This window comes from Pseudomonas sp. KH_017 (genome assembly GCF_057840285.1).
In genome coordinates this window covers 5,326,812-5,343,124 of sequence record NZ_CM174509.1, presented here as the reverse complement: position 1 = coordinate 5,343,124, position 16,313 = coordinate 5,326,812, and the positions used below count along the sequence as shown (strand labels likewise).

Below are 16,313 nucleotides of genomic sequence, written 5' to 3'. Positions count from 1 at the left end.
CCTGATACTCGATCAAATTAGCGTGGAATTGTACCCAAGCACTGGCCGGGGCGCGATGTTACTGGCGTGAATCGATCAATTTAGCTGGTGTAAATGTTGCGCCAGCGCACAAACAGTCGCCGATACCTCGTTTGCTTGCGGGTATCGTGAGTCTCGCTACGCGCTACAATGGCGACTTTTACCGATCATGAGGTGTGCGCTTTGACTGCTCCAGGTGCTTTGAATTCCGCTGCTGGCTCGCTTTATGTGGTGGCGACGCCCATCGGCAACCTGGATGACATCAGTGCGCGGGCGCTGAAGATCCTGCGTGAAGTGGCCTTGATTGCCGCGGAAGACACCCGCCATTCCCAGCGCTTGATGCAACACTTCGGCATCTCGACGCCATTGGCGGCCTGCCATGAGCACAACGAGCGTGATGAAGGTAGTCGCTTTATCACTCGCCTGCTTGCCGGTGACAACGTGGCGTTGATCTCGGATGCCGGGACGCCGCTGATTTCCGATCCGGGTTATCACCTGGTGCGGCAGGCCCGGGCGGCGGGCATCAATGTGGTGCCGGTTCCGGGTGCCTGCGCGCTGATTGCAGCGTTGTCGGCGGCGGGTCTGCCTTCCGACCGTTTCATTTTCGAAGGTTTCCTACCGGCCAAGGCTGTGGGGCGGCGAGCGCGTCTCGAGCAGGTAAAGGAAGAGCCGCGCACATTGATCTTCTATGAGGCCCCGCATCGCATCCTTGAATGCCTGCAAGACATGGAGCTGGTGTTCGGTCCCGAGCGCCCGGCGCTGCTTGCCCGTGAGCTGACCAAGACGTTTGAGACCCTCAAGGGGTTGCCGCTGGCTGAGCTGCGCGAGTTTGTCGAGTTGGACAGCAATCAGCAGCGTGGCGAGTGCGTGGTCCTGGTGGCGGGCTGGTCTGCGCCTGAGGAGGAAGGTGCCGTCAGCAGCGAGGCGATGCGCATCCTCAATCTGTTGCTCGAAGAAATGCCGCTCAAGCGTGCGGCGGCGTTGGCGGCGCAAATCACCGGCGAGCGAAAGAATGTGCTGTACCAGATCGCGCTGGATCAGCAGAAGGGCGAGTAAAACCCGACGCACAGGCGTGCTCAATGGCGCTTGGCGCTTGTTCTTCGGGCGCTGTGCCGGTAACCTTCGCGGCGGAGAGTCGATCGGACAGTCGCTGCCCTCTATGAAAATTAGGGGGGGGAGGAAAGTCCGGGCTCCATAGGGCGAAGTGCCAGGTAATGCCTGGGAGGCGTGAGCCTACGGAAAGTGCCACAGAAAATAACCGCCTAAGCGCTTCGGCGCCGGTAAGGGTGAAAAGGTGCGGTAAGAGCGCACCGCACGTCTGGCAACAGTTCGTGGCTAGGTAAACCCCACTTGGAGCAAGACCAAATAGGGTCCCAAGGCGTGGCCCGCGCTGGGACCGGGTAGGTTGCTAAAGATGTCCAGTGATGGCCATCGTAGACGAATGACTGTTCAAGACAGAACCCGGCTTACAGATCGACTCTCCACCTTTTTCTCTCCTCTGCCTGAATCATTGAGCAGGGGGGGGGTGGTAGCAATCTCCCTCCGTGTACAAACGTCGGGAGAAGCGGTTTTGTGATATCGATTAGACCGCGCTTGTAGTGATCACATCAACACCGCGCAGCACCGGTTTTCTTCGTTACACGGTCGTCAGCAGAAGCAGTTTTGTGATATCGATTGGCCCGCGCTTGTAGTGATCGCATAAACTCCACGCAGCACCGGTTTCCCTCCTTACACAATCATCCGCAGAACCTCTTTTGTAATACCAAAAAAATCTTACTCTTAATAAATTACTTTAACTTCCGAACACAGCCTCCTGTGCTGATTCAAGTTATTGGACAGTTTCATCTGCCGGATCCTCGTTGCTCATCCTTTAATGCTCCTAAATCTCAGTTCTGTAAGGGTTTTCCTTTAATCCGCGCCTTGACGGTGTGGTGGGCGCATTCCTATAGTGTGCGTAAGTGGCGGAAAGTGGCATGAAGTGGGTTTTTTGAACTCAAAACGCTAGAATTTGGAGAAACGCTGACGTGTTTCGCGGAGCCAACGCTATCAGTCTCGATGCAAAGGGCCGTCTCGCAATGCCGAGCCGGTACCGTGACGAGCTCGATTCGCGCAGCTCCGGTCAATTGATCGTGACAATTGATGCCGTTGATCCTTGTTTGTGTGTTTACCCCCTCGATGAGTGGGAAATTATTGAAACCAAACTGCGCGCACTGCCTTCGCTTCGCGAAGAGAACCGCCGCCTGCAACGTTTACTGATTGGTAATGCCGTCGACCTCGAGCTCGATGGCAGTGGTCGTTTTCTGGTTCCGCCGCGTCTTCGTGAATATGCCAAGTTGGATAAGCGCGCGATGTTGGTAGGCCAACTGAACAAGTTCCAATTGTGGGACGAGGATGCCTGGAACGCGGTTTCTGCCGCTGACCTGGCTGCCATTCAACAACCGGGCGCTATGCCTGATGAACTGCGTGATTTGATCCTGTGACTATTGATAGCGGCTTTAACCACATCACCGTACTGCTTGACGAAGCCGTCGAGGCTCTCGCCGTACGTCCTGATGGCTGCTATCTGGACGGTACGTTCGGGCGCGGCGGACACAGCCGGTTGATCCTCAGCCAGCTCGGTCCCGATGGTCGGTTGCTCGGATTCGATAAAGATCCACAAGCGATTGCCACCGGGCAGACGCTAGCGGCCGAAGACGGCCGCTTTGTCGTTGTGCAGCGCAGCTTTGCCGAGCTCGGTTCGGAAGTCTCCGAACGCGGTCTGGCCGGCAAGGTCAGCGGCGTGCTGCTGGATCTGGGCGTGTCTTCGCCACAGCTCGACGACCCTGAGCGCGGCTTCAGCTTCCTCAACGACGGTCCGCTGGACATGCGCATGGATCCGTCCCGTGGCATCAGCGCCGCCGAATTCGTCAACACCGCGCCCGTGGAAGAAATCGCCCGGGTGTTCAAGGAATACGGCGAAGAGCGTTTCTCCGGCCGCATGGCCCGCGCCGTGGCCGAGCGCCGCGACATCAAGCCATTCGAGCGCACCGGTGACCTGGCGGAAGTCCTGAAGGTCGCCAACCCGGCGTGGGAAAAGGGCAAGAACCCCGCAACCCGTGCGTTCCAGGGGTTGCGTATTCACGTCAACAACGAACTGGGCGATCTGGAGACCGGCCTCGAAGCCGCGCTGGAATGCCTGGAAGTGGGCGGTCGCCTGGTAGTGATCAGCTTCCATTCGCTGGAAGACCGTATCGTCAAACTGTTCATGCGCAAGCTGGTCAAAGGCGAAGCTGACAACCTGCCGCGCAACCTGCCGGTTCGGCATGTCGCCTTCGAACCGAAAATCAAAGTCCATGGCAAAGCGCAGACGGCCTCCGACGCCGAACTCAAAGCCAATCCACGTTCCCGTAGTGCTGTCATGCGCGTGGCGGAGAAGCTGCGGTGAGCAAGCTTTTCGCCAAGCCATTGCCCGGCGGAAGCTTCTTCATGCTGCTGCTGTTTGTCGGCGTGCTCGTGTCGGCCATCGGCGTGTCCTACAGCGCGCACTGGAACCGTCAGCTGTTGAATTCGCTGTATAACGAATTGAGCGTGCGCGACAAGGCGCAGGCGGAGTGGGGCCGGTTGATTCTGGAGCAGAGCACCTGGACCGCCCACAGCCGTATCGAAGTGCTGGCCACCGAACAATTGAAAATGCACATCCCCGGTGCCGCTGACGTGAAGATGGTGGCGCCATGATGAAACTCGAAGGCGCGCTCTTCCCATGGCGGTTCCGTCTGGTGCTGGGTTTGCTCGGCATCATGGTGGCCGCGATTGCCTGGCGCATCATCGATTTGCAAGTGGTGGACCGTGCTTTCCTTAAAGGTCAGGGCGATGCCCGCAGTGTTCGTCATATTCCGATTCCGGCTCACCGTGGTCTGATCACCGACCGTAACGGCGAGCCTTTGGCCGTGAGTACTCCGGTCACCACCCTTTGGGCCAATGCCAAGGAAATGCAAACGGCCAAAGAGAAGTGGCCAGCACTGGCGGCTGCCTTGGGGCAGGACCCGAAAGCCCTGGCCGAACGTCTCGAAGCCCAGGCCAACAAAGAATTCATTTACCTGGTGCGCGGGCTGACGCCTGAGCAGGGCCAGGCCGTGCTCGACCTGAAGGTGCCGGGTGTCTATGGCATCGAGGAATTCCGGCGGTTTTATCCTGCCGGCGAAGTCACTGCCCATATGGTCGGGTTTACCGACATCGACGATCACGGTCGTGAAGGCGTCGAACTGGCCTACGACGAATGGCTGGCCGGGGTCCCTGGCAAGCGTCAGGTGATCAAGGACCGGCGCGGCCGGCTGATCAAGGATGTGCAGGTCACCAAAAACGCCAAGGCCGGCAAGCCCTTGGCGTTGTCCATTGACCTGCGTCTGCAGTACCTGGCCAACCGCGAACTGCGCAACGCGATCATCGAAAACGGCGCCAAGGCCGGCAGCCTGGTGATCATGGACGTGAAGACCGGCGAGATCCTCGCCATGGTCAACCAGCCGACCTATAACCCGAACAACCGCCGCAACCTGCAGCCGGCGATGATGCGTAACCGCGCGATGATCGACGTGTTCGAGCCAGGCTCGACCATGAAAGCGATCTCGATGAGCGCCGCCATTGAAACCGGCCGCTGGAAACCGAGCGACACGGTCGAGGTGTATCCGGGCACCTTGCAGATTGGCAAGTACACCATCAAGGACGTTTCCAAGTCCGAAGGTCCGGTGCTCGACCTGACCGGCATCCTGATCAACTCCAGTAACGTCGGCATGAGTAAGGTTGCGTTCGACATTGGGGGCGAAACCATTTTCCGTCTCGCGCAGAAAGTCGGCCTCGGCCAGGACACTGGCCTCGGCTTCCCGGGCGAGCGCGTCGGCAACCTGCCGAACTACCGCGAATGGCGCAAGGCTGAAACCGCCACGCTGTCCTACGGCTACGGTATCTCGGTTACCGCGATCCAGTTGGTCCACGCCTTCTCGGCCCTGGCCAACAATGGTCGTCTCGCGCCGCTGACCCTGATCAAGACCGACAAGGCGCCGCAAACCACTCAGGTATTGCCGGAAGCTGTCGCGAAAACCATGCAAACCATGCTGCAACAAGTGATCGAAGCCCCGCGCGGCGTATTCCGTGCGCAGGTGCCGGCGTATCACGTGGGCGGCAAATCGGGTACCGCGCGTAAAACGTCGGTCGGCACCAAAGGTTACGCCGAGAACTCCTACCGTTCGCTGTTCGCCGGTTTCGGCCCGATGAGCGATCCGCGTTACGCCATCGTGGTGGTAATCGACGAGCCGACCAAGGCCGGTTACTTCGGTGGCCTGGTTTCCGCGCCGGTGTTCAGCCGTGTGATGTCGGGCACCCTGCGCCTGATGAACATTACGCCAGACAACCTGCCACCTACTCAACAAGCGAACGCAACACCGGTCGTTCCGCTGAAAGCCAATGGAGGGCGCGGCTGATGTCCCTGAGCCTGAACAAGATTTTCCCTCACGCCGGCCACGATCTGCTGATTCGCGAACTCGCCCTGGACAGCCGCAATGTGCGCGCGGGTGATCTGTTCCTTGCCGTGCCAGGCGGGAAATTCGATGGGCGCGCACATATTGCCGACGCCTTGCAACGCGGCGCGGCTGCGGTGGCCTATGAAATAGAAGGCGCCACGGTCCTGCCGATCACGGAAGTGCCGCTGATTCCGGTCAAGGGCCTGACGGCTCAACTGTCGGACATCGCCGGGCGTTTTTATGGCGAGCCGAGCCATCACCTGAACCTAGTGGGCGTAACCGGCACCAACGGCAAGACCAGCGTGACGCAATTGGTCGCCCAGGCACTGGACCTGCTCGGCCAGCACTGCGGTCTGGTCGGCACGCTCGGTTCCGGTTTCTACGGCGCGCTGGAAAGCGGCCTGCACACCACGCCGAATCCGATTGCCGTGCAAGCGACCTTGGCGGACCTGAAGAAGGCCGGGGCCAAAGCCGTGGCGATGGAAGTTTCTTCCCATGGCCTGGACCAGGGCCGTGTGACGGCACTGGCCTTCGATGTGGCGGTGATGACTAACCTGTCCCGCGATCATCTGGATTACCACGGCACCATGCAGGCTTACGGCGAAGCCAAGTCCAGGTTGTTTGCCTGGAATGATTTGAAATGCCGCGTGGTCAATCTCGACGACGTGTTTGGTCGGCAACTGGCCGCCGACAAGTGCGAGTCGCGGCTGATCACCTATAGCCTGGAAGATTCCAGCGCCTACCTGTATTGCCGCCAGGCGCAATTCGACGACGAAGGCGTGCGCGCCACACTGGTCACGCCGCAGGGCGAGCACCTCTTGCGCAGCACCTTGCTCGGTCGCTTCAACCTGAGCAATGTCCTGGCGGCGGTCGGTGCGTTGCTCGGTCTGGATTACGCCCTGGACGAAATCCTCAAGGTGCTGCCGAAGCTTGAAGGCCCTGCCGGTCGCATGCAGCGCCTGGGCGGTGGCTCGCAGCCGCTGGTGGTGGTCGATTACGCCCACACCCCGGATGCCCTGGAAAAAGTACTGCTGGCTCTGCGTCCACATGCCAAGGGGCGGTTGCTGTGCCTGTTTGGCTGTGGCGGCGACCGTGATCGGGGCAAGCGTCCGTTGATGGCCGAGGTGGTCGAGCGCCTGGCCGATGGCGTGCTGGTGACCGATGACAATCCGCGCACTGAAGATCCATCGGTGATTTTCGATGACATCCGCGCCGGTTTCACGGCTGTGGATAAAGTGGAGTTCGTTGCCGGTCGTGGCCAGGCGATTGCCCGGCTGATCGCCAGTGCCTCGGTGGATGACGTGATTGTCCTGGCCGGTAAAGGTCACGAGGACTATCAGGAAGTCAACGGCGAGCGTCATGCCTTTTCCGATCTGGTCGAGGCCGATCATGCCTTGAGCGCGTGGGAGGTGGCCCATGCTTAAGGCCTTGAAACTGAGCGAGCTGACCGGTGCTCTGAATGCGCGCCTGATCTCTGCCGATGCCAGTTTCGACGGTGTCAGCATCGACAGTCGCGCAATCAAGCCCGGTCAACTGTTTATCGCGTTGGCCGGTCCGCGCTTCGATGGTCATGATTATCTGAATGAAGTCGCCGCCAAGGGTGCCGTGGCCGCGCTGGTCGAGCGTGAAGTCGCCGACAGCACGCTGCCGCAATTGCTGGTCAGCGACACTCGCCAGGCCCTGGGCCAGTTGGGCGCGCTGAATCGCGCCGCCTACACCCATCCGGTCGCGGCCGTCACCGGTTCCAGCGGCAAGACCACGGTCAAGGAGATGCTTGCGAGCATCCTGCGCACCCGTGGTCCGGTGCTGGCCACCCGTGGCAACCTGAACAACGACCTCGGCGTGCCGCTGACCTTGCTTGAACTGGCGCCGGAACACGCTGCCGCAGTGATCGAGCTGGGCGCCTCGCGCCTGGGTGAAATTGCCTACTCCGTCAGCCTGACCAAGCCGCACGTGGCCATTCTCAATAACGCCGGGACCGCCCACGTCGGTGAGTTCGGCGGTCTGGACAAAATCGTCGAAGCCAAGGGCGAGATCATTGAAGGGCTGGATGCCGATGGCGTCGCCGTTCTCAATCTTGACGACAAGGCATTCGGTATCTGGAAGACGCGCGCCGGTGACCGCAAAGTGCTGACGTTTGCGTTGAGCAACGCCAGCGCCGATTTCTACGCCAGTGACCTGGCCACCGATGCTCGCGGCTGCCCGGCGTTCAACCTGCACAGCCCTGAAGGCTCGGAGCGCGTTCAACTGAACCTGCTCGGTACCCACAACGTCGCCAATGCCATGGCCGCCGCCGCTGCCGCCCATGCCCTGGGTGTGTCGCTGTTCGGCATCGCCACCGGCCTCGGCGCGGTGCAACCGGTCAAGGGTCGTACCGTTGCGCAACTGGCCAGCAATGGCATGCGCGTGATCGATGACACTTACAACGCCAACCCCACCTCAATGTGCGCTGCCGTTGATATACTGGGCGGCTTTTCCGGTCGCACCGTCCTGGTGCTCGGGGATATCGGCGAGTTGGGCGAATGGGCGGAGCAGGGGCACCGCGACGTGGGCGAGTACGCCCGTGGCAAGGTTTCTGCGCTGTACGCCGTCGGGCCAATGATGGCTCACGCCGTGAACGCATTCGGTCCACAGGCTTTTCACTTCAGCACGCAGGCTGAGCTGATCAAGGCCCTGGACGCCGAGCAAGACACAAACACCACCATTTTGATCAAGGGGTCGCGCAGCGCTGCGATGGAAAACGTCGTCGCCGCCTTGTGCGGGTCCAGTCTGGAGAAACATTAATGCTGCTGCTGCTAGCGGAGTATCTGCAACAGTTCTACAAAGGCTTCGCGGTCTTCCAGTACCTGACCCTGCGCGGGATTCTCGGTGTACTGACCGCGCTGGTCTTGTCGCTGTGCTATGGCCCGTGGATGATCCGTACCCTGCAGAACCGTCAGATCGGTCAATCCGTTCGCAATGACGGCCCGCAGTCACACCTGTCCAAATCGGGTACGCCAACCATGGGCGGCGCACTGATTCTGTCGTCCATCGGTGTCAGCACCCTGTTGTGGGCTGACCTGAGCAACCGTTACGTCTGGGTCGTGTTACTGGTGACCCTGCTGTTCGGCGCCATCGGCTGGGTCGACGACTACCGCAAGGTCATCGAGAAAAACTCCCGCGGGTTACCAAGCCGCTGGAAGTATTTCTGGCAATCGGTATTCGGCCTGGGCGCGGCGATCTTTCTGTATGTGACCGCCGCCACGCCGGTGGAAACCACGCTGATCCTGCCGATGCTCAAGGACTACAGCATTCCATTGGGCGCCGGCTTCATCGTCCTGACCTATTTCGTGATCGTCGGTTCGAGCAACGCGGTCAACCTGACCGACGGCCTCGACGGCCTGGCGATCATGCCGACCGTGATGGTCGGCGGTGGCCTGGGTATTTTCTGCTACCTGTCGGGTAACGTGAAATTTGCCGAATACCTGCTGATTCCTTATGTACCGGGCGCAGGCGAGTTGATCGTGTTCTGTGGCGCACTGATCGGAGCAGGCCTGGGCTTCCTCTGGTTCAACACCTATCCGGCACAAGTCTTCATGGGTGACGTCGGCGCACTGGCGCTGGGCGCAGCCCTGGGCACCATCGCGGTGATCGTCCGTCAGGAAATCGTCCTGTTCATCATGGGCGGCGTGTTCGTGATGGAAACCCTGTCCGTCGTCATTCAGGTCGCCTCTTTTAAACTGACCGGTCGCCGCGTGTTCCGCATGGCACCGATTCACCACCACTTTGAACTCAAGGGCTGGCCCGAGCCACGCGTGATCGTCCGTTTCTGGATCATCACCGTGATTCTCGTGCTGGTCGGCCTTGCCACCCTGAAGCTGAGGTAGAAACACGTGTCTCTGATCGCTTCTGACCACTTCCGCATCGTTGTCGGCCTCGGCAAGAGCGGCATGTCCCTGGTTCGCTTCCTGGCGAACCGGGGCGTGGCGTTTGCCGTGGCCGATACGCGGGAAAATCCACCGGAACTGGCCACGCTCAAGCGTGACTATCCGCACGTGGAAGTGCGTTGTGGCGAGCTCGACGTCGAATTCCTGTGCCGTGCCGACGAGCTCTACGTGAGCCCCGGCCTGGCGCTGGCGACCCCGGCCCTGCAGGCCGCCGCCGCCCGTGGCGTGAAATTGTCCGGTGACATCGAGCTGTTCGCGCGTAACGCGAAGGCGCCGATCGTGGCCATCAGCGGCTCCAACGCGAAAAGTACCGTCACCACGCTGGTCGGCGAAATGGCGGCTGCGGCCGGCAAACGTGTTGCTGTCGGTGGCAATCTCGGTACCCCGGCGTTGGACTTGCTCAGCGACGACATCGAGCTGTACGTGATGGAGTTGTCGAGTTTCCAGCTGGAAACCACCGATCAGCTCAACGCCGAAGTGGCGACCGTGCTCAACATCAGCGAAGACCACATGGACCGTTACAGTGGTCTGCCGGCCTATCACCTGGCCAAGCACCGGATCTTCCGTGGCGCCAGGCAGTTCGTGGTCAATCGCCAGGACGCCCTGAGTCGTCCGTTGATGGGCGAAGGGCAGCCATGCTGGACTTTCGGCCTGAGCAAACCCGATTTCAAGGCGTTTGGTATCCGTGAACAAGACGGCGAGAAATACCTGGCCTTCGAATTCCAGAACCTGATGCCGGTGCGCGAATTGAAGATTCGCGGCGCCCACAACCAGTCCAACGCCCTGGCGGCCCTGGCCCTGGGCCATGCGGTCGGCCTGCCATTCGATGCCATGCTGTCGAGCCTGCGCACCTTCGCCGGTCTCGAGCATCGTTGCCAATGGGTCCGTGACCTCGACGGCGTGGGCTATTACAACGATTCCAAAGCCACCAACGTCGGCGCCGCACTGGCGGCCATCGAAGGTTTGGGCGCAGACATCGACGGCAAAGTCGTGCTGATCGCCGGTGGCGACGGCAAGGGTGCCGAGTTCAAGGACCTGCGCGATCCGGTGGCGGCCAACTGCCGCGCCGTGGTCCTGATGGGCCGCGATTCCGACAAGATCGGCGAGGCCATCGGCGATGCCGTACCGCTGATCCGCGCCGGCTCCCTGGTCGAAGCCGTCGAGCAATGCCGCGCCGCAGCCCAGCCGGGTGACGTGGTGCTGCTGTCGCCTGCCTGCGCCAGTTTCGACATGTTCAAGAACTACGAAGACCGTGGTCACCAGTTCGTCCAAGCCGTGGAGGATCTGGCATGAGCCTGAAAGGCATCATCAAGCCGTATCCATCGCCGCTCATCACCGGGCGCGGTATCGACCTCGACTTCCCGATGCTCGCCGGTTGCCTGACGCTGCTCGGTCTTGGGCTGATCATGATCGCCTCGGCATCGACCGAAGTGGCGGCCGTGCAGTCGGGCAGTGCCCTGTATTACATGATTCGCCACCTTATTTATGCGGTGCTGGGCCTGGGGGCCTGCATCGTCACCATGATGATCCCGATAGCCACCTGGCAACGCCTGGGCTGGCTGATGCTGCTGGGTGCGTTCGGCTTGCTGGTGATGGTGATCATTCCGGGGATCGGCCGTGAGGTTAACGGCTCGATGCGCTGGATCGGCTTCAGTTTCTTCAACGTCCAGCCTTCCGAGATCGCCAAGGTGTTCGTGGTGATCTACCTCGCCGGTTATCTGGTGCGTCGCCAGAAAGAAGTGCGTGAAAGCTGGATGGGCTTCTTCAAGCCGTTCATCGTGCTGCTGCCGATGGCGGGCCTGCTGCTGATGGAGCCGGACTTCGGTGCCACCGTCGTGATGATGGGGGCGGCGGCGGCGATGCTGTTCCTGGGGGGCGTCGGGCTGTTCCGTTTTTCCCTGATGGTGGTCCTGGCTGTCGGCGCGGTGGTGTTGCTGATTCAAATGCAGCCTTATCGAATGGCGCGTCTGACCAACTTTGCCGACCCGTGGGCTGACCAGTTCGGCGCCGGCTATCAGTTGTCCCAGGCATTGATCGCCTTCGGTCGCGGCGAATGGCTGGGCGTTGGCCTGGGCAACAGCGTGCAAAAACAGTTCTACCTGCCGGAAGCCCACACTGACTTCGTGTTCTCGGTCCTGGCCGAAGAACTGGGTGCGGTGGGTTCGTTGTGCACCGTGGCACTGTTCGTCTTTGTGTGTATTCGCGGCATGTACATCGGTTTGTGGGCTGAAAAGGCCAAGCAGTTTTTTGCAGCTTACGTGGCATACGGTCTGTCGTTCCTGTGGATTGGTCAATTCCTGATCAACATCGGCGTGAACGTCGGCCTGCTGCCGACCAAGGGGCTGACCCTGCCGTTCCTCAGCTATGGCGGTAGTTCGTTGGTGATCTGCTGTGCCTGTCTCGGCTTGTTGCTGCGCATCGAGTGGGAAAGTCGAACCCACCTGGGCAGTGAAGAGATGGAGTTCCATGAGAGCGACTTCGCCGAGGAACCGAACCATGGGCGCTAACGTCATGATCATGGCTGGCGGCACCGGTGGCCACGTGTTCCCGGCGCTGGCCTGTGCCCGAGAATTCCAGGCACGAGGCTATACCGTGCACTGGCTCGGCACCCCGCGTGGGATCGAGAACGATCTGGTGCCGGCGGCCGGTATCGAGTTGCATCGGATCAACGCCAGCGGTCTGCGCGGCAAGGGCAAATTGTCCCTGCTCAAGGCACCGTTCATGTTGTTCAAGTCGGTCTGGCAGGCGCGGGCGATCATTCGCCGTCTGCAGCCGGTCTGCGTCGTCGGATTTGGTGGTTTTGTGACCGGTCCTGGCGGTGTCGCGGCCAAACTGGCCGGTGTGCCGGTGATCGTTCACGAGCAGAACGCCGTGGCCGGTACCGCCAATCGGTTGCTGGTGCCGTTGGCCGCCCGAGTCTGTGAAGCGTTCCCCGACACCTTTACCCTGTCGGACAGCCGCCGGACCACCGGTAATCCGGTGCGCACCGAGCTATTCCTCGAGACATCGCGACCTGCCCTGGCCGGTCGCAAGGCGCGTTTGCTGATCCTGGGCGGAAGCCTGGGCGCAGAGCCGTTGAACAAGCTGCTGCCTGAAGCCCTGTCGCAAGTCGCTGGCGATTTGCGTCCGGAAGTGTTCCATCAGGCCGGCAAAAACCACGATGAAGTGACTGCAGAACGCTATCGCGCGGCTGGCGTCGAGGCGCAGGTGCAGCCCTTCATCAAAGACATGGCCCAAGCCTACAGCTGGGCCGACCTGGTGGTGTGCCGCGCAGGCGCGCTGACCATCAGTGAACTGGCCGCCGCCGGTCTGCCCTCGATGCTGGTGCCTTTGCCTCACGCCATCGACGATCACCAGACCCGCAACGCCGAATATTTGGCCCGTGAAGGCGCAGCCTTCCTGATGCCACAAAGAACGACTGGTGCAGCGGATCTTGCCGCTCGCCTGACAGAGGTCCTGATGCAACCACAACGACTCAACGAAATGGCTACTGCGGCACGCCGCCTGGCCAAACCCGATGCCACCCGTAACGTGGTCGACAGCTGCCTGGAGGTGGCCCATGGTTGAGAATCAGAAAGCCATGCCGCAACCGGAAATGCGCCGCATCCGCCGCATCCACTTCGTCGGTATCGGCGGTGTGGGCATGTGCGGGATTGCTGAAGTGTTGTTGAACCTGGGCTATGAAGTGTCCGGTTCCGACCTGAAGGCTTCGCCGGTGACCGAGCGTCTGGAGTCCTTCGGGGCGCAGATCTTCATCGGCCACCGCGCCGAGAACGCCGCCGCTGCCGATGTGCTGGTGGTGTCGAGCGCCGTGAACACGTCCAACCCGGAAGTCGCTACCGCGCTGGAACGCCGTATCCCGGTGGTGCCGCGTGCAGAGATGCTGGCTGAGCTGATGCGTTATCGCCACGGCATCGCCGTTGCCGGTACCCACGGCAAAACCACCACCACCAGCCTGATCGCTTCGGTGTTCGCCGCCGGTGGCCTGGACCCGACATTCGTGATCGGTGGACGCCTGAATGCCGCGGGCACCAATGCCCAGCTTGGCACCAGCCGCTACCTGATCGCCGAAGCCGACGAAAGCGATGCCAGCTTCCTGCACTTGCAGCCGCTGGTGGCCGTGGTTACCAACATCGACGCCGATCACATGGCGACCTACGACGGTGACTTCAACAAGCTGAAGAAAACCTTCGTCGAATTCCTCCACAACCTGCCGTTCTACGGCCTGGCGGTGGTGTGCCTGGACGATCCGGTGGTGCGTGAAATCCTCCCTCAGGTCAAACGCCCGACGGTCACCTATGGCTTCGGCGAAGACTGCGACGTGCGCGCCATCAACGTGCGCCAGCAAGGCATGCAGACCTTCTTCACCGTGCTGCGCCCTGACCGCGAGCCGCTGGATGTTTCGGTGAACATGCCGGGCAACCACAACGTATTGAACGCACTGGCAACCATCTGCATCGCCACCGATGAAGGTGTCAGCGATGAAGCCATCGTCCAGGGCCTGTCCGGGTTCCAGGGTGTCGGCCGACGCTTCCAGGTCTACGGCGAACTGCCGGTGGACGGCGGCAATGTGATGCTGGTCGATGACTACGGTCACCACCCGACGGAAGTCGCGGCCGTGATCAAGGCCGTACGCGGCGGCTGGCCGGAGCGCCGCCTGGTGATGGTCTACCAGCCGCACCGTTACAGCCGTACCCGTGACCTGTACGACGATTTCGTCAATGTGCTGGCCGACGCCAACGTACTGCTGCTGATGGAAGTCTATCCGGCCGGCGAAGAGCCGATTCCGGGCGCCGACAGCCGCAAGCTGTGCAACAGCATCCGTCAGCGTGGCCAGCTTGATCCGATCTACATCGAGCGTGGTGTCGACCTCGCGCCAGTGGTCAAGCCGCTGCTGCGCGCCGGCGACATCCTGCTGTGCCAGGGCGCCGGCGATATCGGCGGTCTCGCACCAAAACTGTTGAAAAGTGAGTTGTTCGCCGGTGCTGTCGCCGCGCCGGAGAAGGGGAAGTTGAAATGACTGCTGCCTACGCCAACCTGGTCTCCACGATCGCGCCGAAAGACTTCGGCCGCGTCGCCGTGCTGTTCGGCGGCAAGAGTGCCGAGCGTGAGGTCTCCCTGAAGTCGGGTAACGCCGTTCTGGACGCACTGCAAAGCGCCGGTGTGGACGCGTTCGGCCTCGACGTGGGCGATGACCTGCTGCAGCGACTGCTCAACGAAAAGATCGACCGCGCCTTCATCATCCTCCACGGCCGTGGCGGTGAAGACGGCAGCATGCAGGGCTTGCTCGAATGCCTGGGTATTCCGTACACCGGCAGCGGCATCCTGGCTTCGGCCCTGGCCATGGACAAACTGCGCACCAAGCAGGTCTGGCACAGCCTGGGCATTCCGACCCCACGTCACGCGGTACTGAGCAGCGAGGCCGATTGTATTTCGGCGGCAACGGAACTGGGCTTCCCTTTGATCGTCAAACCGGCCCATGAAGGTTCAAGTATCGGTATGGCCAAAGTGAGTTCCGCGTCCGAATTGATCGACGCATGGAAAGCGGCCAGTACCTACGATTCGCAAGTGTTGGTCGAGCAATGGATTCACGGTCCGGAGTTCACCATCGCCACCCTGCGTGACCAGGTGTTGCCTCCAATCGCTCTGGGCACGACGCACAGTTTCTACGACTACGACGCCAAGTACATCGCCAACGATACCCAGTACCGCATTCCGTGTGGTCTGGACAGCGCCAAGGAAAAGGAACTCATGGACCTCACGGCGAAAGCCTGTGAAGCGCTGGGTATCGCCGGTTGGGGCAGGGCAGACGTGATGCAGGACGCCGACGGGCAGTTCTGGTTCCTGGAAGTCAACACAGCACCGGGCATGACCGATCACAGCCTGGTGCCGATGGCGGCCCGTGCCGCCGGTCTGGATTTCCAGCAACTGGTTCTGGCCATTCTGGCCCAGAGCGTTGCCGGTAATGCTGCCGGTAACCAAGAGTCGACGAGAGGTTAAGGCCATGCAAGGCGCTCAGCTCAGACATCAGCCCACCGCACCGACCGGCCGCAAGCCGGTACCGCGGGGTGCCAGCCGAATGGTGGCCAAAGAGCCGATGTCCGCGCGCCTGCCGAAAGCCAATTTCGGTTTTCTGAAAAGCCTGTTCTGGCCGGTAGTGCTGGTGGCTTTGGGGTTCGGTACTTACGAAGGCGCGACACGGCTGTTGCCGTATGCCGACCGGCCGATCACCAGGATCAACGTGCAGGGCGACTTGAGTTACATCAGCCAGCAAGCGGTGCAGCAGCGGATCGCCCCGTACGTGGCGTCGAGCTTCTTCACCATCGACCTGGCGAGCATGCGCACCGAGCTGGAAACAATGCCATGGATTGCCCACGCCGAAGTGCGCCGGGTGTGGCCGGATCAAGTGGTGATCCGCCTGGAAGAACAACTGCCGGTGGCCCGTTGGGGCGACGAGTCGCTGTTGAACAACCAGGGTCAGGCCTTCACCCCGCGCGAGTTGGCGAACTACGAACACTTGCCTCAGCTGTTCGGCCCGCAGCGGGCTCAACAGCAAGTGATGCAGCAATACCAGGTGCTGAGCCAGATGCTCAGGCCGCTGGGCTTCTCGATAGCTCGCCTGGAACTGCGTGATCGCGGCAGCTGGTTCCTGACCACCGGCCCCGGCAGCGCGGGTCCCGGGATCGAACTGCTGCTGGGACGCGGCAACCAGGTGGAAAAGATGCGCCGATTCATCGCCATCTATGACAAGACGCTCAAAGAACAGATTACGAACATTGCGCGCATCGATCTGCGCTACGCCAACGGCCTCGCTGTTGGCTGGCGGGAACCTGTAGCGCCCACGGCAGCCCAACCCGCTGTCGCGAAGAATTAAGAA

Annotated in this window: 14 protein-coding genes and 1 other RNA gene; all 15 read left to right on the top strand. The window is 61.2% G+C overall.

Annotated elements, in window-relative coordinates; translation table 11 throughout:
• Positions 1 to 168: 168 nt before the first annotated feature.
• The 15 genes from rsmI to AC3IT6_RS24165 all read left to right on the top strand — a co-directional run bounded on the left by rsmI (position 169) and on the right by AC3IT6_RS24165 (position 16,310).
• Entirely contained in the window at positions 169 to 1,074 is a 906-nt protein-coding gene (gene rsmI / locus AC3IT6_RS24235; protein WP_191629416.1) for a 16S rRNA (cytidine(1402)-2'-O)-methyltransferase, read from the top strand.
• A 75-nt stretch (positions 1,075 to 1,149) separates the two neighbouring features.
• Positions 1,150 to 1,503, top strand: an RNA gene (gene rnpB, locus AC3IT6_RS24230) — RNase P RNA component class A.
• A 539-nt stretch (positions 1,504 to 2,042) separates the two neighbouring features.
• The gene (gene mraZ / locus AC3IT6_RS24225; RefSeq protein ID WP_007917012.1) at positions 2,043 to 2,498 is read left to right on the top strand and encodes a division/cell wall cluster transcriptional repressor MraZ; all 456 of its coding nucleotides are present in this window, start codon (positions 2,043 to 2,045) and stop codon (positions 2,496 to 2,498) included.
• Positions 2,495 to 3,442: a 16S rRNA (cytosine(1402)-N(4))-methyltransferase RsmH gene (gene rsmH / locus AC3IT6_RS24220; RefSeq protein WP_489353319.1), complete on the top strand. Its 948-nt coding sequence runs from the start codon at positions 2,495 to 2,497 to the stop codon at positions 3,440 to 3,442. The genes mraZ and rsmH overlap by 4 nt, the downstream gene beginning before the upstream one ends.
• Positions 3,439 to 3,732 (top strand): cell division protein FtsL, encoded by a 294-nt coding sequence (gene ftsL, locus AC3IT6_RS24215; RefSeq protein ID WP_007998257.1) that lies wholly within the window; start codon positions 3,439 to 3,441, stop codon positions 3,730 to 3,732. Before rsmH ends, ftsL begins: the two co-directional genes overlap by 4 nt.
• Positions 3,732 to 5,471: a peptidoglycan D,D-transpeptidase FtsI family protein gene (locus AC3IT6_RS24210; RefSeq protein WP_191624979.1), complete on the top strand. Its 1,740-nt coding sequence runs from the start codon at positions 3,732 to 3,734 to the stop codon at positions 5,469 to 5,471. Before ftsL ends, AC3IT6_RS24210 begins: the two co-directional genes overlap by 1 nt.
• Positions 5,471 to 6,934 carry a UDP-N-acetylmuramoyl-L-alanyl-D-glutamate--2,6-diaminopimelate ligase gene (locus tag AC3IT6_RS24205; protein WP_489353317.1) on the top strand — a complete coding sequence of 488 codons (1,464 nt, stop codon included), beginning with the start codon at positions 5,471 to 5,473 and terminating at the stop codon, positions 6,932 to 6,934. Before AC3IT6_RS24210 ends, AC3IT6_RS24205 begins: the two co-directional genes overlap by 1 nt.
• Positions 6,927 to 8,294, top strand: a complete 1,368-nt coding sequence (locus AC3IT6_RS24200; RefSeq protein ID WP_489353315.1) for a UDP-N-acetylmuramoyl-tripeptide--D-alanyl-D-alanine ligase — start codon at positions 6,927 to 6,929, stop codon at positions 8,292 to 8,294. Before AC3IT6_RS24205 ends, AC3IT6_RS24200 begins: the two co-directional genes overlap by 8 nt.
• Positions 8,294 to 9,376, top strand: a complete 1,083-nt coding sequence (gene mraY, locus AC3IT6_RS24195) for a phospho-N-acetylmuramoyl-pentapeptide-transferase (RefSeq protein ID WP_108214916.1) — start codon at positions 8,294 to 8,296, stop codon at positions 9,374 to 9,376. The genes AC3IT6_RS24200 and mraY overlap by 1 nt, the downstream gene beginning before the upstream one ends.
• A gap of 6 nt (positions 9,377 to 9,382) precedes the next feature.
• Positions 9,383 to 10,729, top strand: coding sequence for a UDP-N-acetylmuramoyl-L-alanine--D-glutamate ligase (murD, locus tag AC3IT6_RS24190; RefSeq protein ID WP_489353312.1), 1,347 nt, complete (start codon positions 9,383 to 9,385; stop codon positions 10,727 to 10,729).
• Complete coding sequence (ftsW, locus tag AC3IT6_RS24185; RefSeq protein ID WP_150727955.1) at positions 10,726 to 11,943, top strand: putative lipid II flippase FtsW; 1,218 nt, start codon at positions 10,726 to 10,728, stop codon at positions 11,941 to 11,943. The genes murD and ftsW overlap by 4 nt, the downstream gene beginning before the upstream one ends.
• On the top strand, positions 11,933 to 13,003 hold the full coding sequence (gene murG, locus AC3IT6_RS24180) for an undecaprenyldiphospho-muramoylpentapeptide beta-N-acetylglucosaminyltransferase (protein WP_223442419.1): 1,071 nt from the start codon (positions 11,933 to 11,935) through the stop codon (positions 13,001 to 13,003). The genes ftsW and murG overlap by 11 nt, the downstream gene beginning before the upstream one ends.
• Positions 12,996 to 14,456 carry a UDP-N-acetylmuramate--L-alanine ligase gene (gene murC / locus AC3IT6_RS24175; RefSeq protein ID WP_150727953.1) on the top strand — a complete coding sequence of 487 codons (1,461 nt, stop codon included), beginning with the start codon at positions 12,996 to 12,998 and terminating at the stop codon, positions 14,454 to 14,456. The genes murG and murC overlap by 8 nt, the downstream gene beginning before the upstream one ends.
• Positions 14,453 to 15,436, top strand: a complete 984-nt coding sequence (locus AC3IT6_RS24170; RefSeq protein ID WP_223442416.1) for a D-alanine--D-alanine ligase — start codon at positions 14,453 to 14,455, stop codon at positions 15,434 to 15,436. Before murC ends, AC3IT6_RS24170 begins: the two co-directional genes overlap by 4 nt.
• A 4-nt stretch (positions 15,437 to 15,440) precedes the next feature.
• Positions 15,441 to 16,310, top strand: coding sequence for a cell division protein FtsQ/DivIB (locus AC3IT6_RS24165; RefSeq protein ID WP_223442412.1), 870 nt, complete (start codon positions 15,441 to 15,443; stop codon positions 16,308 to 16,310).
• The last annotated feature ends 3 nt before the right edge of the window (positions 16,311 to 16,313 follow it).

Bases quoted from the DNA above. Each gene is read 5' to 3' on its own strand.
- rsmI (WP_191629416.1), top strand. From the start codon at position 169: ATGGCGACTTTTACCGATCATGAGGTGTGCGCTTTGACTGCTCCAGGT.
- AC3IT6_RS24210 (WP_191624979.1), top strand. From the start codon at position 3,732: ATGAAACTCGAAGGCGCGCTCTTCCCATGGCGGTTCCGTCTGGTGCTG.
- AC3IT6_RS24205 (WP_489353317.1), top strand. From the start codon at position 5,471: ATGTCCCTGAGCCTGAACAAGATTTTCCCTCACGCCGGCCACGATCTG.
- AC3IT6_RS24200 (WP_489353315.1), top strand. From the start codon at position 6,927: ATGCTTAAGGCCTTGAAACTGAGCGAGCTGACCGGTGCTCTGAATGCG.
- mraY (WP_108214916.1), top strand. From the start codon at position 8,294: ATGCTGCTGCTGCTAGCGGAGTATCTGCAACAGTTCTACAAAGGCTTC.
- ftsW (WP_150727955.1), top strand. From the start codon at position 10,726: ATGAGCCTGAAAGGCATCATCAAGCCGTATCCATCGCCGCTCATCACC.
- murG (WP_223442419.1), top strand. From the start codon at position 11,933: ATGGGCGCTAACGTCATGATCATGGCTGGCGGCACCGGTGGCCACGTG.
- murC (WP_150727953.1), top strand. From the start codon at position 12,996: ATGGTTGAGAATCAGAAAGCCATGCCGCAACCGGAAATGCGCCGCATC.
- AC3IT6_RS24170 (WP_223442416.1), top strand. From the start codon at position 14,453: ATGACTGCTGCCTACGCCAACCTGGTCTCCACGATCGCGCCGAAAGAC.
- AC3IT6_RS24165 (WP_223442412.1), top strand. From the start codon at position 15,441: ATGCAAGGCGCTCAGCTCAGACATCAGCCCACCGCACCGACCGGCCGC.